The sequence below is a fragment of the Pedobacter folensis genome (assembly GCF_056490665.1).
Window position 1 is genome coordinate 1,523,116 of the sequence record NZ_JBWJIF010000001.1, and the last position, 20,758, is coordinate 1,543,873.

Here is a 20,758-nt window from a genome sequence, read left to right on the forward strand (position 1 = left end):
AGCTCCCCATTAAGCGAATAAAATAGCTAAGCAGTGGATAACTTAAGACAATATTCCTGAAACCAGTAGATGCCATTGGGTAAAGGACAGGCCAATGGCGCTTCCACCATTTACCACCAGGTTCCTGGCCTGATCGAGCAGTCCCAGACCTTCCGTATTAGGTACCTCATTACGCCCATGTACCTCGGCGCTCAGCACATTGCCACTGCGGAAAACAATAAAGGTAGAAGTAGCACGGTCAGAAAAAAAGTGGGCAGTTTTATTTTCTTCAAGACCAGGAACCCTGCTGGGTCTCGCCACGAAAAGCGTAAAATCAATATCCAGATTGGTATTCGTATACTGTTCCATGTGTTCGATAGAAACCCAGTCATAACCAATGCCTACCGAAGTTCCCAAACCGGGGATATCGATACGGATGTAATCTTTTTCCCGGGCCGCTCTATCGAGTTCATTTCCGAAACTGTCGATCAGTTTAAAACGGCTCGCTTCAATAGTGGAGATATGGTGCCATTCGTTTATATCAAGGAGGCGGTCAACAGCTTTCTGGTAGGCAGCAATAGCCTCCATTGGAGAAGGAAATATCTTTTCTTCTTCAGCGTCGCTCTGCTGACCAATCTGCTGGGTGGGTATAAGGTCATCCTTCTTCATGGTTGCTGTTTTAGTAAAAATACGATTAACAGCACAATTGTTTTCCGTTTTGATGAATAAGGTAAAAACAGGTAACTAACATCAGATGTAATAAATACCTGTTAACAAAAGGCCAACTACCTGTTTACTCGATTTATCAAACTATTCTATTGTCCCTCAGGTTGATACCTATATAAAAGATAACTTAACATTAGCAAATATGGCAACTTCAACAAAAGCAGCAAGCCCTCAAACTGGCGGCAAAACTGCAACAAAAAAAACCACTGGCAATACCACAGGTAAAATTGAACCTGGTGAATTCCACGAATTCTTTATTGACGAGTTAAAGGATATTTATTGGGCTGAAAAACACCTGGTAAAAGCGTTACCTAAAATGAAAAAGGCTGCCACCAGCCCAGAATTGGCTGCAGCCTTTGAAAAACATACTCAGGAAACCCAAACCCATATTGACACATTGGAACAGGTATTCGGATTACTGGATGAGAAACCGGCAGCAAAAAAATGTGATGCCATGGCAGGGTTGCTTGAAGAAGCAAACGGCATCATCGAAGATACTGATGCGGGCACAATGATCCGTGACGCAGGCCTGATCCTTGCCGCACAGAAAGTAGAACACTATGAAATTGCTACCTACGGAACCTTAAAAGTATTCGCTGAAAACATGGATCGTTCAGATGTAGCTGAACTTTTAGGACAAACCTTAGAGAATGAGAAAGCAACAGACGTAGCGCTCACCGAAATTGCGGTAAGTGCAGTAAACGCTGAGGCAGCGGCTGAGTAAAAATATTGATCAAGGCTCGAAAGAGCCTTGATCATATCTGTATTTTAACTAGGCAATATTCTCCAAATATTTCACAACTTCTTCTTTTTTCCTGCTCGAAACCAATACCTGCTCATTATTTTGCATCAGCAGGTAACCCTCCCGGTAAAACTTTTTAACGTATTTGAAATTTACCATATAAGATTGATGGCACCTCAAAAATCCGAATGGGGTTAATAAATTTTCATATTCCTTTAGTCCTTTAGAAACCAGAATCTCTTTTCCATCAATTAAATGGAAAGTGGTATATCCTTTATCACTCTTACAAACCACTATATCGTCTATCGCAATAATTTCAATGTATTCAAAAGTTTTTAGTGCTATGCGTCTGGTTGCACCTAATCCTTGCGCAAGGTAATGGGCTTTAGCGATGGCCAATTGCTGTTGACTAAACCGTTCCTGTTCCTGATGATGATAACATTTATTAATAACTGCGCTTAAAGAAATTTCATCTATCGGTTTCAACAGGTAACCAAACGCGCCTAAATTCAAGGCCTGAATGGCATACTGATCATAAGCCGTTAGAAAAACAACCTGAAAATCCTTCATTCCAATTTCATCGAAAAGCTGAAAGCTGTCGCCATCTTTCAGCCGGATATCTGCAAGAATAATATCGGGTACCAGGCTGGGGATTTCCACCAAAGCTGTCGATACCCTATCGGTGAAACCTACAATTTCAAGATAACTGATTTTCTTTACAATCTGCAAAATATGCTGCATAATTCGCACTTCATCTTCAAGGATATATAACTTCATTTTATCGTCTTCTATTCTTCAATTAAAGGTATCGTGATTTCAGCAATTACGCCCTGCCCTTCTATTTTATCATTAACCGTAAATTCAGCACGTTCACCACGTGATGAAAAAAGCAATGCCAAACGCTCTCTCAGGATAATCTGGGCCAGGGACTGCTTATTTTGTTTTTCTGTATGATGATTCACAATTCCGCTACCGTTGTCATCTACCTTAATCAATAACATCCTGTTAACCTTACTAAATGAGATCTTCAACATGCCTTTATGGCTGATCAGTCTTAAACCGTGTTCTATGGCATTTTCGACAAAAGGTTGTATCAGCATTGGCGGGATAAGTACCCGTTGAGGGTTTAAATCTTCATCTACAATTATCTGGTAATCAAATTCACCTTCATACCGCATTTGCTGAAGCCGGATATAGTTGGTCAAGGTATTTAATTCTTCACCAAGCTCAATAAAATCCTTTCGGTTTTGCTCTAAAACGCCACGCAGCAAACTCGAAAATGAATTGAGATAACAAACCGGTTCATCCACATGGCCTGAAGTGATTAAACTCTGCAGGTTGGCAATTGCATTGAATATAAAATGTGGATTTAACTGGGTTTGCAATAACTTTTGTTCGATGTTTAACCTTTGGTTCTCAGATTGCAGCAATCTGTTTTTCTCTTTTAAACGTTGTTGACGGTAAATAAAATAAAAGAATAGAAAAATAGCCAGAAAAACCAAGGTAAGTAAAACAAGTGTCCAGCGTTGCTGCTTTATAGCGGCCTCATTTGACTTGTTAAGCTCATTTAGTTTCTGAATGCTTTGATCCTTTTTCTCCGTTTCGTATTTCTCCTGCAGATCAGCAATTTTAACTGCTTCAATCGCCTGATAATTTCTGAGTTCTATTGTATAAGCAGAATCTGCGGCCCCCATAGCACGTACAAAATCTCCTTTGTGTTGATAAGCCTCCTTAAGTCCCTGGTAGTACCGCCCGTTTTGTTTTTTAAACTGATTCTTCTTTTCGCGTTCAATACCTTCCAGATAATATTTGATAGCCGAATCGGCCTGCTTATTCCGGATAAAAGCCGTCGCCAAATTGTTGTAAGCGATGTCGTTCAGGTTGTTGTGTTTTTTGAGGTAATTGAAATATAACCTGCTAAACTCCACCGCTTTTTCATTCTGATGCTGTCTGGCATAAATCTGAGACTCGTTATTGTAAGAACGGGCTATAGCAAGGCTATCGCCAACTTTAGCAGCCAGTTCGTGAGCCTTACCATTATAAAATTTCATCTTTTGATCGTCATTTAGTCTGGCTGCCAGCAGAAAACAAATATCATAATACCGTTGTTGAACAACTGCATGCGTTTTGTATGGATGATTTTCATAATAGAGCACCGAGTATTTGAGCGATTCTTTCTCATTGTTATTTTGAAAATATGCCTTGGCCAGCAAATCGTAAAAACGGTAAGTGACAGGGCTGTGAACCCGCTCCGCAATCTTCATGGCAGAAATTATTTTCTCCATTACGCTTGATTCGACGAGTAATCCATCTCCGAAACTCAGACTTAGGATGCTGTAAGTTTTCAAAAGTTCTACCGCATCATCAGGGGTTTTGCCTTTCATCTGCTTAAATTCAAGCAGGGCACTGTCTGGTCTCTTTTCCAGCAGATATTTTCTTGCTTTAAAATAGTGAAGATAGGAACTAACAGGATCGTGTTTAGCTTTAATGAGATTGTTCTCCTGATAAACTGCGCTTTTGAAGGCCTCGTTAGATAAGGTATCCAAGGCTAAAATCGCAGCCAAAGAATCCTTCGCTACACTTGCCCCCTGGCTGTTCTGATGCTGTAATTTAGCCTTTCCCTCTTTATTTTTGCACGCACTGCATACCAGGATTCCACAAAACAGAAGATGAACATATATGGTTAATCTACTCCTCATTAATCAAATTATTTTATTTACTATCCGCTAATTCTAATCGATCTGATACCTTAAAAGTTTTCTGAACTGATAAAACACCCTTTCAATCAACCTTAAATCATGTGTTACGATTTCTGCTTTACCTTTTAGCTCCTTGTCAAAAATCAAACTTTCATGATGAGAAGTTTTCAATCCTTTAGGGAGCATAACATCTACATAATAATTTCCTTCGGCATCAGGGGTCAAAGATATGTTTTGCACCCTTCCTTCTACAATACCATATTCCTGAAAAGGATAATTTTCTAATTTGATCAGCACTTTGGCTCCTGGATGGATCTTCCCTGAATTAGTGGCTGAAACCAACATCTTCCCGATCAGCTTTTTGTTATTGTCGGGCAAAATAGATAAAATCGCATCCCCCTTTTTCACAAACTGATTTTCTCCCCAAAACTGCTGAAAACTGGCCATGCCGTCTGTTGAAGAAACAAGGAGATAATCCTGTTCCCATTGCTTTAATGACTTTCTTAATTGTTCAAACAGTTGCAGCGTTTGAGAAGCAAAACCGATTTTGTCTTTTTCGGTGTTTATGATAGCACTACTTTTTGTTTTATTAAAATTTGAGATACCTTCTTCTGCCTGAGATATGGAAATATTGATATTTTCTAAACCTTGTTGCGCCTGTAAAAATTTAATTCTTTCGTTCTCGAATTCTATGGCTGAAATAACCTTCAAACCAAAGAGTTTTTGTGCGCGCTGATAATTTTTTGTCGTGAGCTCGAACCTAGCCCGTTCCAAATCCTTTTGTTGCTTTAACGATATAATTCTTCCTCTGTATTCGACTATATTTTGATCAGCAGCGATATGCTCAGGCGTGTACGGGCGGAGTTTTGTAAACAATTTTTCATCCTGAAATGCTTTTGCAAAAGCATTGTAGTCGCCTTGTAATTCTCCTAAATTAAAACCTGATGTTTTTTGAAGCGGAAATGAAAATAGTCGGGCTGATGATGTAGCATCCACAATTTTCTTTAATTCAAGCATGTTTTTATAATCGGCTGTAGATTGTAAAACCATTAATACCTCATTTTTGCGCACCTTCTGGTGATCTTTGATGAATATTTTTTCAACTTTAGAATCCGTTCTTGCCTGAAGCCGCTCTGGTGGATGGTGTGAGGTTACAATAATGGTAGCGGGTACAAATTCAGGATATCTGATCACATAACTCATCATCAAGATCATCAAAATTGCGCAAAATACGATCACATTTCCCCAACGGACCATCCAATGAGGAGGTTCAGCCAATACGTCCTGAACACTTTCTGAACGCAGTTCTATATCGTCTAGCAGGTCTTTTTTAGTTTCCAAGTTCCAGTTGATTTTTGATTAATCGGTAATACTCCCCCCTTTTAGAGACCAGTTCGTTATGATTGCCTTCTTCCACGACCATTCCTTTATCCAATACGATAATTTTATCGGCATGTTTTACGGTAGACAATCGGTGCGCAATAACAATTGCGGTCTTTCCTTTGAAAAACTGCTCCAGGTTTTCGATGATGATTTTTTCGTTATTGGCATCTAATGCACTAGTAGCTTCATCAAAAAAGATGTAGTCTGGTGATTTATAAACTGCCCTTGCAATAAACAGCCGCTGTTTTTGACCACCGCTTACGCCTAAGCCTTCATTACCAATTTTGGTATTGTAGCTCAAGGGCAAACTTTCTATAAAATCTTTAATATTGGCAATATTAATGGCCCTGCGTAGTTTTTCTTTATCGATAACATCCTCACCAATACCAATGTTATTGGCAATGGTATCATCAAACACATAACTTTCCTGCATCACAACACCACAATGGTGACGCCAAAACCTGGGCGAAATGTTTTTCATGCTGGTATTTCCTATTTTAATCTCACCTGAACTTGGTTCATAAAACTTGGTCAATAACTTTAGCAGCGTCGTTTTTCCACTCCCACTAGCGCCAACAATTGCGGTTGTTTTTTGGAATGGAATAGTGAGGTTTAGATTTTGGAATACAAAGGATTCTGAACCAGTATACCTAAAAGAAAGGTTGCTCAGCTCAATATTTTGTTCGGGTATTTCTGTAGCATATTGCTCACTGGTATGCTCTTCGTCTTCCTTGTCATGAATCTCTCCCAAGCGTTCCAACGATATTCTGGCATCCTGGGCCTGCCTGATGAAATCAATTAATTGCAGTAATGGGGCATTGAGCTGACCAATAATATACTGTACAGAGAGCATCATCCCCAGGGTCAGGTTTCCACTTAATACCAGTTTTGCAGCCAGAAAACTGACCAAAATATCTTTGATCTGGTTGATAAAACCACCGCCAACAGATTGCCATTGTTCTAAAGAAAGCGATTTTATCTGCACTTTGAATAATTTGACCTGTAGAAATTCCCAATCCCATCTTTTTTGCTTCTCTGCATTGTGCAGTTTTATTTCCTGCATGCCATTGATGAGTTCGATGACCTTACTTTGTTCGCGTGCAGTTTGAGAGAACTTTTTATAGTCTAATTCCTTTCTCTTTTTAAGGAAAAAACTGATCCAGCCGACATATAAAATTGCACCAATTAAGTACACGATAAACAAGCGGTAATCGTAAATCAACAGAACAACACTGAAAATAATGAGGTTAACCATCGAGAACAGGGTGTTGAGCGATGAATTGGTCAGCAATTGCTCTATCCTGTGGTGATCGTTAATTCTTTGCATAATATCACCTGTCATCCGGGTATCGAAAAAGCTGATGGGCAACTTCATGAGCTTAATGAAGAAATCTGAGATGATGGAGATATTGATGCGTGCAGAGAGATGTAACATAATCCAGCTCCTGATAATTTCTATACCCATTTTGCCTAGAAAAAGCATAAGCTGGGCAAGTAAGACCAGGTATATAAAATTGATATCCTGATTCTGGATGCCTACATCAACAATACTTTGGGTTAAAAAAGGAAAAATCAACGACAATATACTTCCTGCCAATAAACCAATAATGAGCTGGAGAATCAGTGACTTATACTTGAGCAGATATTTGGATAAAAAAGAAAAACTTGCTTTCTTTTCTTCGGCATCAAATTCACTTTTATAAAATGCTGGGGTAGTCTCCAGAATAAGTGCAATGCCTTCCTCGGTACGTACATCCGCATTTTCACCGATCCAGCTTTTTATAAATTCGGCCCTGCTATATTTAATTAAGCCGTAACTGGGATCTGATACATAAACGTTTTGTGCGCTGTCAATTTTGTAAACCACTACATAGTGGTTTTTATTCCAGTGCACCATGCAGGGCAAAGGCGCTTCTGCAAGCAGCGTATTAAAATCTATTTTAACACCCAGGGTCCTAAACCCCAAATTTTCGGCAGCATTACTGAGGCCAAACAAACCACTTCCTTCTCTGGTTGTCTCCGAAAGCGTTCTAATCTGCTGTAAGGGGATGCTTTTCTTATAGTATTTAGCAATAATCCGCAGGCAGGTAGGACCGCAATCTTTACTGTCGGGTTGTTTATAAAATGGGAACGACTTCATATTAAACAGACCAGGCATTTTCAAATTCCTGAGTTAATTTCTCTTGATCAATGGCCATTCCGGCTGCAGAAACGGCCACTCCGGCATCGCTTAAAGTTCGGTAGCCTGTTTCATCATCCCACCTGGATAAATATGGATTATACCGGCATTCGGTGGCATGATACCATTTTCCATCACCCTTAAGCGGAACCCGACTATCCACGCACATGTATCTAAACTCACAGTCTTTGCACACCAGCATATCATTTTTATTGATACGCCCCAGTTCCCGAAATTCTGCCGAGGATATAATCGTTAAAAATTGTGCTTTGCTGAGGGAGGCTATATGTCCGTAACTTATTGTATTGTTTAAACCATTTTTAATATGGCCTGCAGCATCAATGTAGATCTTTCCAAAATAATAAGAATGGTAATTGTAAGCCTCAAAAAAATGCTCACTGTTTATATCGAGTTTATCAAAGGTTAGCCTGCTGCTGTAATCTGCAAAGCTTTCCTCAAAAAAATTGTAATATATATTGTCGATCAACTTGGTTTTCTCCCCTACCACTGTGTTGAAAAAGTTGACTGAAAAAATCAGCGGATGAAACCTGAAAGCTTCGCAATATTCTTCGAAAACCTCAGCGTTAAAATTTTCGATGTAAAGGTAAATGCCATCGATTTCGAGTGTGGCAATTTTCTTAAACAGCCTGAACAGATCTGCGCTTAATTCAGTTGCGATGATGGAAATATTCATTAAATATTCTCCATCCAAAAAATCCAGGAAACTTTCATCGATATTGGCATGAATAATCAGGTTGCTTAACTGATTGGGTGTATATAGATTCCTGTCGAGGGGAATAAAGCGTTTCTGTTGATCAGCATCGGAAAGTTCAAATATAATTTCCTCCTGCATTAAAAAACTGATCAGCTCCTGTCTTTCTCCGGCATCCTTAATTTTAGAAAACTGAATAAAGTTGTTGGTATCCAAAATGGCATGATACTCGTTTGGGATAAAAAAATAATCTTTTCTGAGCAGATCGTAAATTATTGCCCTATTGTAACCGCTAACAGGAATACACAATTGGTTTCTTAAAAATAATTTGTTCATAGCGGCGATTTGTAGAAAAGATCCAATTGTAAGTTGGTGGTATTGAATAATTTTGAGCTCCTGGTTTTAATCAGGTATTTAGGCTTCTCCTTTTTCATTAAAGATTTCAGGTGTACAGGTGCATTACCGTTCTGAATTTCAAATTTTATCTTTTCCATGTTATAGCGTTGTGGCAATCTCCTTTTCCAGATGGTAATTGCAGGGATTAGAAACCATTCCAAACTGACCTATAGGGTTGAGATCTAAAAAATAGTATTGTTGATCTTCCAGGGCATAAACCACATCAAAGGAAGCGCAGTTGAGTCCGATCGCGTCCAATAATTTTTGTATTTTACGTTCATAAGATCGGGGAAACTGATAGGGAGTCAACCGGTTCGGTTTCCCGTAATCATAGTTTCTAAAATCTACATTGGTATTTTTATTGTTCTGGGAAAAAATAGCCATTGCGTAAAAATCACCATTTAGATAGAAAGCCCTGATCTCGTAAGCTTTAATAATATTTTTCTGGAAAAATGTAGGGACAAATTGCTCAGGCAGATCGTTGATGTCTGCTAAAGTGATTTCTGCGGTATAGGATAAATGAGCAAAATCATCCGAATCAACCATGCTGAATGGCGCAGTTAAGGGTTTGGAGATCAGTTGTTTTTCCTGATGATAGAAATTTAATAACGTATTTTTACAACTGGTAACCAGAAAAGCTGGTGCTGCAATAGCATATTTTTTGCAGAGATCCATCAAATGAAGTTTGTTGATGTCGCGGGTCCTGAAATTGTTTATAGCCGGCTTTTTATCCAGCACATAATAAAAGTACTGCACCAGACTGGCAATTTCACTTGACAGATATTCTTTGATCAGTGCACTGCTGAAGTTTTTGCTCAGGTAAAGCCCACCCCTACGGTACCATATTTTTGTTATTTGCGCACTATGCACCCTTTTACCGTCAATTTTAAGGGTAAAATCATCTGTGGTAAGCGAAATAATTTCTACATCAGAATTTTCATTCAGCCGGATGAATGCCTTTTTCATATGTATTAACCAGTTGATTACCCTACTGGTTGAATAATCATCGTTGACCGAGAAAATTAATATCATAATTGGGTAGATTATTAGCGGCTGTTTGCAATTGACGATACCAAATGGAGGACAGAAGTCCCCCATTCTGGTTGAGTGAGATTTACCAGGTACTTGTGGTTTGGCTCAGTACTTTACCTTCATCGTTGGTCATCGTGGTGACACTGTCACTACAACAATTGCTTGAAGTGTAAGTAGAACATGAGCTAAAAGTTCTGGCCAGTTTGCCACCATTGATTTGAGCGTCTTTTAAATCAATTCTTTTTGCGAATAGTGCTTTGTTGTTTTTCATAAGTCTTTTCTTAATTTATAGCTAAGTTTATACGGTTTATTTACAAACGTAATCTGTGCAGGCGCTGATTGGTTCTCCACAGTCGTTTTTAGTCACATACTGGGTGTCTGTACAGCCACCACCGCTAGTCGCTGTCGAGGTTACTGTGCTGGATTCAGCAAGTCTTCCGCCATTAATCTGGCAATTTTTTAGCTCAATCCGTTTTTCGAATAATCGGTTACTTTTCATAATTGTTTTAAATAAATATTGATAGATAATCCGCCAACTTACCCTGGCGTATGGGTTGTTGACAGCAAATTCGGGATACATCGTGACTAGCGCAAGGAACAATTTATATCCGAGGGCTTTAAAGCGATATCCGCAGGCAATTGATAAATATTCGTTTTATTAAAACTGACCATTTACAATCTACAGCCAATGGTTATGAGAAAGGAGCTTTCAGCGTAACAGGTGAATAAGTGGATTGTCCTAGCTGGTTGGTAGGATCAAAAATCACTGAAATGAGTATAGGGATTGGCAAAAAATGATGGATTAAGAGTAAAACGGTCAGATGAACCACCTTACAACTTTTACGACTATCTTTTTTAGAAACTGCAAAAATGCAGTAAATTGCGCTCGTCGTTATTCTTATTAATGCTTTCAACTGTTATATAAAATTTAACTAAAAGCATTAAAAAGAAATCATGAACAGTTTAAAGTTCAAAATAAGCCTGTTATTTTTAACTATAATGACTTTGTTGTCATTAACAGCCCAGGCTCAAACCTATACCGGCTGTGTAATATATGAAGCTTCAGGAGATCCACGTGTTAGTGAAGGCATTTATACAACGTCGTTAGGAACCACTTCCATTTGCAATGACTATACTGTTCAAAATTATTCTACAACACCAGCAACATCAGCACTATCCAGCTATTGTTTTACCCCAAGTTTAGATAATGCTTCTCCCGCATTGTACAGGAATTGCGTAACTGGAGGCAAATGCGGAATTATCAAAACAATTACAATAGTCAACTGCCCAATAGACGATTACACCCTATATCTTACACTGGCATTAGCTGTAGTGGTGGTAAGTGTTTTGAGAAAGCAGGTTTATGCGATGCAATAGCTCTATAAACCCCATCAATGGATTGGTGTTGGCGTATCTCCGGAATAAGCATCGAATAGCACATTAGAAACCTATTCTACTGATTGATAGCCTCCTGTAAGCTGTCAACATTTATCACGGTCACTCCCTTTTAAAATTTATTAAAATCAATGTATATTCGTACATGGATCATGCTAAAACCGTGCTTATCTTCGATGATGACCCCGACCTTTTGAATATTTTCAACTTCCTTTTTGAGGAAGACGGCTGGCAGGTACACAGTTTCCAGAACTGCGACCTTGTAGTTGAGATGGCAGTAAAGCATCGGCCGCTGCTGATTCTGATGGACAATTGGATCCCATCTATTGGCGGAATTAAGGCCACTCAGCTCTTAAAGTCTAACGAAGAATTGAAAAACATCCCTGTGATCTACATCTCGGCCAACAATGATGTGAAGGCGCTTTCGGAAAAAGCTGGAGCAGATGGATTTATTGCAAAGCCCTTTGATCTTGACGAGCTTTTGAAACTTGCCAGCGCGCTGGTAAACAAAAGTTAAAAGTCCTTGTTTTATCAGTCAGACCAACCAGGATTTACCCAGCAGACCACCACTTCCCCAGCTTATGGAACATGAAAACCAGACCAGAAACGAACAACAGATCATATCGCTCATTGAGAGTGCACCTTTCCCGATTGCGGTATACGAGGGGCATGAAATGCGCATCACACGGGCCAACCAGGCCGTAATCGATGTATGGGGTAAGGGAAATGATGTGATTGGAAAAATCTATGCGGAGCTGCTTCCAGAGCTCAAAGACTCTGGCATCTACCAAAAACTTGAGGAGGTTTACTCAACAGGTGTTCCCTATCATACCCGTAACAGCTGGGTCAATCTGCTCATCAAAGGAGAATTGAAGGAATTTTATTTCAATTATTCCTTCACCCCACTATATGACCAGAGCGGAAAAGTATATGGGGTAATGAACACCGCTGCCGACGTGACCGATCTTAACCTTGCCAAACAACACGCAGAATTCAGCGAGCAAAACTTCCGCAACATGATCCTTCAGGCACCCGTAGCGATGTGCCTGCTGCGTGGACCAGCGTTTATTATTGAGATCGCGAACGAAGCAATGCTCGATATCTGGGGAAAACCGAGGGCCACGGTAATGAACAGACCAGTCTTCGAGGCGCTTCCCGATGCAAAGGAACAAGGTCTGGAGCAGGTAATGGAAGAAGTTTACCGTAGCGGAGAACCTTTTTCTGCTAATGAAACACCTGTACAACTCTTGAGGCACGGAAAACAGGACACCGTTTATCAGAACTTTGTATACCAGGCCTATCGCGATCCTTTCGGCGCAATTCTTGGTGTACTCGCCATTTCTGTTAATGTAACCGAACAGGTAAAATCGCGGCTGGAGTTGCAAAAAGCATACGAACAGATCCAACTTTCAAAAACCGCAGCACAACTTGGCACCTTTGACATGGATCTGGAAAAGGGAATCATGGAATGGGACTGGCGCTGCCGTGAGCTTTTTGGTGTGCCCCATCAAAATGCAGTAACCTATGAGAATGATTTTGTAAAGGGACTTCATCCGGATGACAGGGAAAGAATCACCAGCATCATCGAAGCACTGCTCTCGGGAAGCAGCCCTAACGGCGAATATGACGTGGAGTATCGGACAATCGGCCAGGCCGATCACCGCTTGCGCTGGGTACGGGCAAAGGGAAAAGTCTACTACGAAAACAAAAAAGCAAAAAGGTTCATCGGCTCTGTACTGGATGTGACTGCGGAAAAGCAGAACGAATTGCGCCTGGCCGACCTGGCTGAAAAACAGGCACGCCTTGCCGCAGTGGTGAATTCAAGCGACGACATTATTATATCAAAAACCCTGGAGGGAATAATTACCAGCTGGAACCCGGCAGCAGAGCGGGCCTTCGGTTATACTGATGCCGAGGCTATCGGTTGCCACATTTCCATTATTATTCCACCCGAACGTATACAGGAAGAGGACTACATTATCTCGCAGATACGCAGTGGAAACAACGTCGATCACTTTGAAACAATAAGACAGGATAAAAATGGCAAGCAGTTGCACTTGTCGATCACAGTCTCCCCTATTATTGGCCCTAAAGGAAATGTTACCGGCGCCTCAAAGATCGCCCGCGACATTTCTGAGCAGCTGCAGGTCCAGGACACGGCCAGGAAATATACGGAGCGCCTGGAAATCATGAATATGGTGATGGGCTCTATATCCGAAGAGCTGGAGCTGAACAAAATACTGCAAAAGGTGACTGATGCCACCACTGAACTCACCGGCGCAGCGTTCGGCGCCTTTTTTTACAACAAGACCGATGAACAGGGAGAATCCTATATGCTCTTTACCCTTTCCGGTGCACCCAGAGCAGCTTTCGAAAAGTTCGGCATGCCCAGAAATACGGAGGTATTCCGTCCTACCTTTTCAGGAGAAGGCGTAGTCAGGGTCGATGACATCACAAAGGATGAAAGATACGGAAAAAATGCTCCTCATCATGGCATGCCAAAGGGGCATCTGCCTGTGGTTAGCTACCTGGCTGTGCCGGTAGTATCAAGAAACGGGAACGTGATTGGCGGACTGTTCTTTGGGCATCCTGAACCAGCAAAGTTCACCCAGGAACATGAGACAGTCGTTAGCTCCATCTCCGCCCAGGCGGCCATTAGTCTGGACAACGCAAAACTCTTTGAAGAAGTAAAGGCACTTAATGACAAAAAGGATGAATTCATCGGACTGGCCAGCCACGAACTCAAAACACCACTGGCCAGCATCAGTGGTTACCTTCAGATCTTAAACCGGTTGACATTCGATGCCAAACAGCAAACATTCCTGGCAAAAGCATCCAACCAGGTGCAAAGGCTTACCGCTCTTGTTAACGACCTGCTGGACATATCCAAGATTGAAGCCGGAAAGCTACAGCTTTCCATTAAATCATTTGACCTGGAGGCCGTGATCAGGGAATCGATTGAACTTATTCAACACTCAGCTCCTAAACATAGCATTAGTTTTCATAGCAATACCAAGCCCTGCATGGCCAGCGGCGATGCCCAGCGTATCGAACAGGTCATCATCAATCTGCTTACTAATGCCGTAAAGTATGCCCCGTTAGCCGACCAGGTTAAAGTTAACCTTGACTGCTCTCCTGAGCGGATTACCGTAAGCGTAAGGGATTTCGGACCCGGTATCCCCCATGACAAACTTAAAAACATATTTACGAGGTTCTACCGCATTGACGAATCCTCGCCTAATATTTCAGGACTTGGTATTGGGCTATACCTATCCCATGAGATCATCACGCGTCACAAGGGAGACATCTGGGCAGAAAGCGAACCCGGCTTGGGTAGTACTTTTCTTTTCACGCTTCCGGTTGGTGGTGTAGATTGATACATAAGGTGTGTTTCACTAAAAGTGATACAATATAGCTCCTTTAAACAATTCGTTTTCCATTCCTGAAAGCAGCGAATACCAGAGCGATTAGGATACCCAAAGCTAGCGCTGTTACCGTTGATAAAATTACCGGATCGGGCACTCGAAGGTATAATTACCCGATCCGATATAACCTGTTTCCCTGCCGTCGGGGAGTTTTATGCTCGCAGAGGTATTTGGAGGTATCTCCACCTGTAGGGTAAATAGCGCTCCTTTAATCTTCCAGGATGAGCTCACCTTGCCGTAGGCAGTTTCAAGTTCAGCAGCTGCACTGCTAAGGCCTCCTCCTGGCTCAGGACAAATCCTGATTACTTTATATCCCGGACCTTCTGCCTGAGGACTTATCCCCGCAATAGTCCGGTACATCCAATCACCGATTGCGCCATAGGCATAATGATTGAAGGAATTCATATCTGCCCTTTGAAAACTCCCGTCAGTTTTGATTCCATCCCATCTCTCCCAGATACTGGTTGCCCCCTGAGTAACCGGATATAGCCAGGATGGGTAGGTTTTCTGGAGCAGCAATTGATAAGCTACTGCTGTATAGCCAAACCTGCTGAGCACATGACAGAGGTAGGGGGTTCCGAGAAAACCGGTAGTGAGGTGGTTTCCGTAACTCTTAATATTGGATACCAATCTCGCTGCAGCCTGCGGCCTCAAATTTTCAGGGAGAATATCGAATTGAAGTGCGAGTACATAAGCCGTTTGTGTATCTGAAGCCAGCCTGCCATTAGCTGTTAAATATTCTGCGATAAAAGCGCTTTTGATATGATCAAGCAGTTGCTGATAAATCCTTACCTCATTTGTCTTTCCCAATACTTTTGCTGTGCGCACAAGTATGGAGGTAGAATGTATGTAAAAGGCCTGGGCAATCAGGTACCTGTCGGTTACTGCCGCTCTGCCAAAACTATCATCATCCGGACTATAAAAAAGCCAGTCCCCATGTTGTGCTCCGGTATTCCAAAGCCCATCTTTCGTCTCTGAAGAGATATAATCTACCCAACGTTTCATACTATTGAACTGATCGCTTAGTATTTCCTGATCTCCATAGGCCATATACATTTCCCATGGGATAATTGTTACTGCATCTCCCCATCCCGCATCTCCGTTCTGTCTATCTGCAAGTATGTCTGGAACAACCAGGGGTACTACACCATTTTTAAGTTGCGTCCCGCTCAGATCCTTCATCCACTTTCTAAAAAAGGCAAATACATCCATATTAAAGGCAGCAGTTCGCGCAAAGACCTGGGCGTCAGCTGTCCATCCCATTCTTTCATCACGTTGCGGGCAGTCCGTTGGTACATCTAAAAAATTACTGCGCTGGCTCCGCTGGATATTGTGCTGCAATTTGTTCAACAGTGAATCGGAAGTGATAAATGTTCCTGTTTTTTCCATGTCAGAATATAATGCAACTGCATAAATATCAGCCAGATTAATTTTACCTGGGTAGCCCGATACACACACGTAACGGAAACCCTGAAAGGTGAAATGGGGTTCAAACTGCTCTACCCCATCTCCATTCAGAATATAGGTATTTTCCTGCCGGGCGCTTCTCAGGTTCCGGGTATAAAAATTTCCGTCTTTATCTAACACCTCAGCATGGCGTAGCTTAATTTTCGTTCCCCTCGGTCCTTTTGCGCGAAGTACTACCCAACCCGCCAGATTCTGCCCAAAATCTATCACCGTATCGCCTTTGGGAGTAACCAGCAATTTGCTTGCATGGAACACTTCATTTTTAGTAATTCCCTGACTGCTTACTGTTACCAGCTTTTCCACTCCCTTAGGCAATACTTTTACTGAACCCCATGTAGCGTTTTCTAAAAAACCAGCATCCCGCCATCCCGGCTCTGCCAGCCTGCTGTCAAATATCTCTCCGTCGTAGATGCCCGAACTTAAGATCGGCCCATACTTGCACTTCCAGTTTTTATCAGTGGTAATGAGCTGTTTTCGCCCGTCGGTATATACCATTTCAATCTGGACCAACAGCGCCCGTGTATCGCCGTAAAACTTACGCAGGCCCCGAAATCCAATTCTTCCCCGATACCATCCGTCACCAACAGAGACTGCAATGGCATTTGCACCAGTTTTTAGGAAGGAGGTAATGTCATAAGTTTGATATTGGATGCGATTTTTATAGTCTGTCCAACCAGGTGTAAGGTACAGGTTCCCTATCCGTCTGCCATTCAGATGCGCCTCATAAAGTCCCTTTGAAGAAATGTAAATGGTTGCTGAACGGAGTTTCCTGCCTGCCAGAAATTCCTTTCGGAACTCCAGGCATGCTTCAGCAGTATCGCCAGCTGCAGGGCTGATCCACCCGGCTTTAAAATCCTGCTCATCAAGACCTGTTTGAAAATAACTGCTTGCCGACCATGGCGAGACATTGCCATGATTATCCCAGACCTGCACCTGCCAGTAGTATCTGGTAGCTGTGGCCAGCGGTTGCCCTTTATACGCTACCCCTACGGACTGTTCTCCACTACCCGATTGTATCCAGGATTTCCACTTCCCCGTTGCAGAAATATAACTCATCCTGATGCGATATTGAGTCTGTTTGGTGTTCCGTAAGGTTGAGTACAGCTTCCAGCTAAAGTGCGGACAGCCTGGGTCTATGCCCATCGGCTTGATCATATGATCAATGCTTAAGCCCGCTACTGATAACTGGGGTGTTGCCACAGCCAGCTGAAAACTACATAACAAAGCTACGATCAGAAAAAGACGGTACAACTTGCCACGTTTGTGGGATTCGTTAAACATCATGCTGTTAAATAGGGTGATTAGATTCGATTGTTTTTTTCAAAGGGAATTAACGTGTTTGTAACCTTACTGTTTTAAGAGTTCTACTCCATCTAAACTACACCAGTTTCCGGCATTGGCCTTACTATAAAGAACTACTTTACAGCTATTGTTGGTTACCGCAATGTTATTGATCTGAATTCTCTTCCAGGTAGAAGTTGCCGGAATACCTGCTGTTTTTTGAACACCAATGGCTCCATACTCTTTTGCAATAAGCTGACAAGTATCCTGACCACCGCCGCTTAATACATAAGCCCTGAGGGTATAGTTACCATTTGGTATTCCACTGGCCACCTGGTAACTTTTAACAGTATAGGCTGTGCTTTTCCAATGGCTCAACCGATAATTTCCGTTATAAGCGCTTGTTTCGGTATACGCCCCATTGGTATTTGCTGTGCCATTGGTACAATACCAGGAAACAGGATTGTGAGTCGGACCCTGCTCATCAAAATCCGGATTAAGTATATAATTCATATTAACCGAATCACGAAACGCCTCTGTTGATATACTAGGTCTTCCCTGTGCGTTCATCATTCCCTTTGGATACGTTGTAACCGGAGAATAAGACTCTGGTGCCCAGTAAAAAACGCCAAGACCACGACCATTAGGTACATGCCTTGTTTTGTTGATAATGTCCGCGACATACGCTCTGCATTTCACCGAATCCTGCCAGTTGAGGCCAATTTCACAAACCATCACATCTTTGTTATAAGTGTTGACAAGCCGTTTCATATTCACGAAACACTGATTATTGGCTGCTTGCCAGGTATTGCTACTTGAGGGATACAATGACAATCCCATCACATCAAATTTTCCGCCGTTGCCTGTAAGCCCATCATATATAAACTGGAGTGAACCGTAATTATCGCCTCCGGCAACATGAATAATAACTTTACTGTTTGGGCTAACGGCCTTCACTGCATCATAGCCTTTATTCACCAGTGCAGCATAATTAGCCATACTGGCTGAGGCTTTTCCAGTGTCCCAGAGCATACCATTGTTCGTCTCATTACCCACCTGTACCCAATCAGGATAAATTCCATTGTCTTTTAGCGAATCCATTACACTGTAAGTATGGTTGTAAACAGCGTCTTTCAACTGGGCGAGTGTAAAAGCATTCCAGGCAGTTGGTTTAATTTGATGGCCGGGATCTGCCCAGGTATCGCTATAATGGAAATCGATCATAATCCGCATACCCAGATTATGGGCAATAACTGCCTGCGACACTACACTTGCCTGATTGGAATAACCCAAAGTGTGGTTAACCCACACCCTTAACCGCACTGCATTTGCGCCAAGGTTTTTGAAAAGCAGGTTACACTCTGTTTGAGTACCGGCCTGATCATAATAGACCGCGCCTTTGGCTACATCTTTTGCAACCGAACTGAGGTCTACCCCAACAGCAAAATCCGGGTCCAGTGAATTGTTCAGTGTACTCACTGAGCTGGATAACATTTTTTCAACCTTTAAGTGGTCGGCATTTCGCTCATTTGCATCTGATGATGCAGCCTTTTTGCAGGCGAAGGCAAATGGACATAGAATGACCATAGCCAGAAAACTGTACTTTCTCATATTGATTTAAATTGGTTAGCAAAAAAATTAGGTTTGTCGGGGTTAATTTTTCCCGACAGCGAGTTCTGAATTTTCCTGTCGTTTTATCGAAAAGAAAATTACCAGGGCAACCAGTAAGATGAGCAGTCCTACTCCGATCACAATTCCTGAAAACACCGTAGCGATGATTCCTAAAATGGTTATTCCACATCCAACCACCGCCATAGCGATCGCAATTACCTTTATACCAAAAATATTCTGTTGTTTAGCAGCATGGTTAGCGGTAACTTCTGTCTTCAGTTCTATCGCTTTGGCAACCATCAAATCGGGCCCCCATTGCTTCAACGACCGATAATAAAGTTCAAAGCAAAGCAGAAGCAAAACTGGTAGTCCAACGCCCAAAATTGTCTCAACGGTACGGCTTAATTTGATGTCAAAAAGCACGGGTGTGACCACTTTGAAAAAGAGCCCTGTAAGCAAACAGGTTATGGAAATAAAAACTAAGGAAAAGGAGGTTTGTCTCCTGCTAAAAAGCGACCAGATAATAGGCCCGAAGAGTGCACCGCCTGCAATAGAGGCCGTGCTGAGTACCACTTCCACTACTCCCCCGGCCCGGGGAATTAAGATGGCAACGATAATGGTGGCTGCGCCGAAAAACAATGTAAACAACCGCGCCATTAAAATCATTTCCTTATCTGTTGCCTTTGGCCTGATCACCGACTTATAAATGTCATTAGCAAAAACTGTTGCCACCAAATTGATGGTTGTGTTCGCCTTGCTGGAAGTGGCGGAGATCATCCCGGAAAGGACTATTCCGATTAAACCAGCGGGAAGTACCTTTTGACAAAGCATCATGTATGCCCCTTCAGGCTCCAAGCCCTGTAGGTTTGGATTAATAATCCGATAGATCATCGGAGGAATCATCCAAATAACAGGACTAACCAAATATAAAACAGCAAAAAGATAAGCTACTTTTTTAGATTCTTTTACGGTAGATACGCTTGTATAACGCTGAACATAAGACCAGTTACCACCAATATAAAAAAGCTGGTAAACTACAAAAGCCAGCATAAATTCAAAGGTATAATCAGCATTGAAAGGTTGGAAAAAGTTATCCGGAGCTTTTTTAAATAACTGCCCTACACCACCTATCTCACTAAAAGCAATCGGAATAACAATTAACACCGAAGCGGTAAGAATTACGAACTGTACCACATCGGTTACCAATACTGCCCAAAGTCCGCCTGCAGCGGTATACACTACAATCAACAGACCAATTACAATGATACAGGCATTAAGTGAAAAGGGAGTGGCTACATGAACCATTTTCCCTACCGGATATAATACCGCAGCTGTTGCAAATAAGCTCAGCAGCAATACCAGATAGGTGTAGAACTGTTGTGTTTTAACCCCAAAACGTGTTCCCAGATAATCTGCTGCAGTTACTGCCCCTGTTTTTTTCCACTTTCCTGCAATAAATCTTGCTACCAGAAAACCGCTGATGGCCATAGTAAGCTGGATGACGTTGGCAACCAGTCCATTCTTATAGGCAATAGATCCCCATACGACGAAAGTTCCGGCCGAGAAGTAACTGATAAAAAGAGAAAGTCCATTAATCCACCAGGGCGTTGCTCCTCCGGCCTCGAAAAAAGCCTGACCATTTTTACTCCCCATTTTGGTAAAAGTAAGCCCGATCGCAAATATCACTACGGCGAAAACCGCCATTACATAAAAATCAAGTTGTACCATGAT

At 41.9% G+C, this 20,758-nt stretch carries 17 protein-coding genes; 4 read left to right on the forward strand and 13 right to left on the reverse strand.

What is annotated here, in order from left to right; genetic code table 11:
• Window positions 1–42: 42 nt before the first annotated feature.
• Window positions 43–648 carry a hypothetical protein gene (locus AC04QZ_RS06060; protein WP_478356997.1) on the reverse strand — a complete coding sequence of 202 codons (606 nt, stop codon included), beginning with the start codon at window positions 646–648 and terminating at the stop codon, window positions 43–45.
• A 199-nt stretch (window positions 649–847) separates the two neighbouring features.
• Here AC04QZ_RS06060 and AC04QZ_RS06065 point away from each other — a divergent pair, with 199 nt between their 5' ends.
• The gene (locus AC04QZ_RS06065) at window positions 848–1,429 is read left to right on the forward strand and encodes a YciE/YciF ferroxidase family protein (protein WP_086546945.1); all 582 of its coding nucleotides are present in this window, start codon (window positions 848–850) and stop codon (window positions 1,427–1,429) included.
• A gap of 48 nt (window positions 1,430–1,477) precedes the next feature.
• On the opposite strand, the gene AC04QZ_RS06070 is transcribed toward AC04QZ_RS06065, so the two are convergent.
• Genes AC04QZ_RS06070 through AC04QZ_RS06110 form a run of 9 tightly spaced genes read right to left on the reverse strand, consistent with a single transcriptional unit; the run spans window position 1,478 to window position 10,347 of the window.
• Window positions 1,478–2,224 (reverse strand): LytR/AlgR family response regulator transcription factor, encoded by a 747-nt coding sequence (locus tag AC04QZ_RS06070; RefSeq protein WP_086546946.1) that lies wholly within the window; start codon window positions 2,222–2,224, stop codon window positions 1,478–1,480.
• An 11-nt stretch (window positions 2,225–2,235) separates the two neighbouring features.
• Window positions 2,236–4,146: a tetratricopeptide repeat-containing sensor histidine kinase gene (locus AC04QZ_RS06075; RefSeq protein ID WP_478356998.1), complete on the reverse strand. Its 1,911-nt coding sequence runs from the start codon at window positions 4,144–4,146 to the stop codon at window positions 2,236–2,238.
• A 33-nt stretch (window positions 4,147–4,179) separates the two neighbouring features.
• On the reverse strand, window positions 4,180–5,487 hold the full coding sequence (locus AC04QZ_RS06080; protein ID WP_478356999.1) for an HlyD family secretion protein: 1,308 nt from the start codon (window positions 5,485–5,487) through the stop codon (window positions 4,180–4,182).
• Window positions 5,477–7,669, reverse strand: a complete 2,193-nt coding sequence (locus AC04QZ_RS06085) for a peptidase domain-containing ABC transporter (protein WP_478357000.1) — start codon at window positions 7,667–7,669, stop codon at window positions 5,477–5,479. Before AC04QZ_RS06085 ends, AC04QZ_RS06080 begins: the two co-directional genes overlap by 11 nt.
• Before the next feature lies 1 nt (window position 7,670).
• Window positions 7,671–8,756: a hypothetical protein gene (locus AC04QZ_RS06090; protein WP_478357001.1), complete on the reverse strand. Its 1,086-nt coding sequence runs from the start codon at window positions 8,754–8,756 to the stop codon at window positions 7,671–7,673.
• Window positions 8,753–8,914 (reverse strand): hypothetical protein, encoded by a 162-nt coding sequence (locus tag AC04QZ_RS06095; protein ID WP_478357002.1) that lies wholly within the window; start codon window positions 8,912–8,914, stop codon window positions 8,753–8,755. Before AC04QZ_RS06095 ends, AC04QZ_RS06090 begins: the two co-directional genes overlap by 4 nt.
• Window position 8,915: 1 nt before the next feature.
• Window positions 8,916–9,914, reverse strand: a complete 999-nt coding sequence (gene gwsG / locus AC04QZ_RS06100; protein ID WP_478357003.1) for a grasp-with-spasm system ATP-grasp peptide maturase — start codon at window positions 9,912–9,914, stop codon at window positions 8,916–8,918.
• A 16-nt stretch (window positions 9,915–9,930) separates the two neighbouring features.
• Complete coding sequence (locus AC04QZ_RS06105; RefSeq protein ID WP_145954256.1) at window positions 9,931–10,119, reverse strand: hypothetical protein; 189 nt, start codon at window positions 10,117–10,119, stop codon at window positions 9,931–9,933.
• A 36-nt stretch (window positions 10,120–10,155) separates the two neighbouring features.
• The gene (locus AC04QZ_RS06110; RefSeq protein ID WP_145954257.1) at window positions 10,156–10,347 is read right to left on the reverse strand and encodes a hypothetical protein; all 192 of its coding nucleotides are present in this window, start codon (window positions 10,345–10,347) and stop codon (window positions 10,156–10,158) included.
• A gap of 455 nt (window positions 10,348–10,802) precedes the next feature.
• On the opposite strand from AC04QZ_RS06110, the gene AC04QZ_RS06115 reads away from it, so the two are divergent.
• The 3 genes from AC04QZ_RS06115 (at window position 10,803) to AC04QZ_RS06125 (ending at window position 14,620) form a co-directional block, all read left to right on the forward strand.
• On the forward strand, window positions 10,803–11,225 hold the full coding sequence (locus tag AC04QZ_RS06115) for a hypothetical protein (protein WP_478357004.1): 423 nt from the start codon (window positions 10,803–10,805) through the stop codon (window positions 11,223–11,225).
• Window positions 11,226–11,388: 163 nt separating this feature from the next.
• The gene (locus tag AC04QZ_RS06120; RefSeq protein ID WP_478357005.1) at window positions 11,389–11,760 is read left to right on the forward strand and encodes a response regulator; all 372 of its coding nucleotides are present in this window, start codon (window positions 11,389–11,391) and stop codon (window positions 11,758–11,760) included.
• A gap of 64 nt (window positions 11,761–11,824) precedes the next feature.
• Window positions 11,825–14,620 (forward strand): sensor histidine kinase, encoded by a 2,796-nt coding sequence (locus AC04QZ_RS06125; protein ID WP_478357006.1) that lies wholly within the window; start codon window positions 11,825–11,827, stop codon window positions 14,618–14,620.
• A gap of 129 nt (window positions 14,621–14,749) precedes the next feature.
• Here the strand turns inward: AC04QZ_RS06125 and AC04QZ_RS06130 are convergent, their stop codons facing one another.
• From AC04QZ_RS06130 to AC04QZ_RS06140, 3 genes are all read right to left on the reverse strand, one after another.
• The gene (locus tag AC04QZ_RS06130; protein WP_478357007.1) at window positions 14,750–17,419 is read right to left on the reverse strand and encodes a family 78 glycoside hydrolase catalytic domain; all 2,670 of its coding nucleotides are present in this window, start codon (window positions 17,417–17,419) and stop codon (window positions 14,750–14,752) included.
• A gap of 63 nt (window positions 17,420–17,482) precedes the next feature.
• Window positions 17,483–19,027: a glycoside hydrolase family 53 protein gene (locus tag AC04QZ_RS06135; protein WP_478357008.1), complete on the reverse strand. Its 1,545-nt coding sequence runs from the start codon at window positions 19,025–19,027 to the stop codon at window positions 17,483–17,485.
• 42 nt (window positions 19,028–19,069) lie between these two features.
• Window positions 19,070–20,755 carry a sodium:solute symporter family protein gene (locus AC04QZ_RS06140; RefSeq protein ID WP_478357009.1) on the reverse strand — a complete coding sequence of 562 codons (1,686 nt, stop codon included), beginning with the start codon at window positions 20,753–20,755 and terminating at the stop codon, window positions 19,070–19,072.
• Window positions 20,756–20,758: the final 3 nt, after the last annotated feature.

Bases quoted from the DNA above. Each gene is read 5' to 3' on its own strand.
- AC04QZ_RS06065 (WP_086546945.1), top strand. From the start codon at position 848: ATGGCAACTTCAACAAAAGCAGCAAGCCCTCAAACTGGCGGCAAAACT.
- AC04QZ_RS06110 (WP_145954257.1), bottom strand. From the start codon at position 10,347: ATGAAAAGTAACCGATTATTCGAAAAACGGATTGAGCTAAAAAATTGC.
- AC04QZ_RS06105 (WP_145954256.1), bottom strand. From the start codon at position 10,119: ATGAAAAACAACAAAGCACTATTCGCAAAAAGAATTGATTTAAAAGAC.
- AC04QZ_RS06140 (WP_478357009.1), bottom strand. From the start codon at position 20,755: ATGGTACAACTTGATTTTTATGTAATGGCGGTTTTCGCCGTAGTGATA.
- AC04QZ_RS06135 (WP_478357008.1), bottom strand. From the start codon at position 19,027: ATGAGAAAGTACAGTTTTCTGGCTATGGTCATTCTATGTCCATTTGCC.
- AC04QZ_RS06075 (WP_478356998.1), bottom strand. From the start codon at position 4,146: ATGAGGAGTAGATTAACCATATATGTTCATCTTCTGTTTTGTGGAATC.
- gwsG (WP_478357003.1), bottom strand. From the start codon at position 9,914: ATGGGGGACTTCTGTCCTCCATTTGGTATCGTCAATTGCAAACAGCCG.
- AC04QZ_RS06070 (WP_086546946.1), bottom strand. From the start codon at position 2,224: ATGAAGTTATATATCCTTGAAGATGAAGTGCGAATTATGCAGCATATT.
- AC04QZ_RS06115 (WP_478357004.1), top strand. From the start codon at position 10,803: ATGAACAGTTTAAAGTTCAAAATAAGCCTGTTATTTTTAACTATAATG.
- AC04QZ_RS06120 (WP_478357005.1), top strand. From the start codon at position 11,389: ATGGATCATGCTAAAACCGTGCTTATCTTCGATGATGACCCCGACCTT.
- AC04QZ_RS06095 (WP_478357002.1), bottom strand. From the start codon at position 8,914: ATGGAAAAGATAAAATTTGAAATTCAGAACGGTAATGCACCTGTACAC.
- AC04QZ_RS06090 (WP_478357001.1), bottom strand. From the start codon at position 8,756: ATGAACAAATTATTTTTAAGAAACCAATTGTGTATTCCTGTTAGCGGT.
- AC04QZ_RS06085 (WP_478357000.1), bottom strand. From the start codon at position 7,669: ATGAAGTCGTTCCCATTTTATAAACAACCCGACAGTAAAGATTGCGGT.
- AC04QZ_RS06060 (WP_478356997.1), bottom strand. From the start codon at position 648: ATGAAGAAGGATGACCTTATACCCACCCAGCAGATTGGTCAGCAGAGC.
- AC04QZ_RS06125 (WP_478357006.1), top strand. From the start codon at position 11,825: ATGGAACATGAAAACCAGACCAGAAACGAACAACAGATCATATCGCTC.
- AC04QZ_RS06130 (WP_478357007.1), bottom strand. From the start codon at position 17,419: ATGATGTTTAACGAATCCCACAAACGTGGCAAGTTGTACCGTCTTTTT.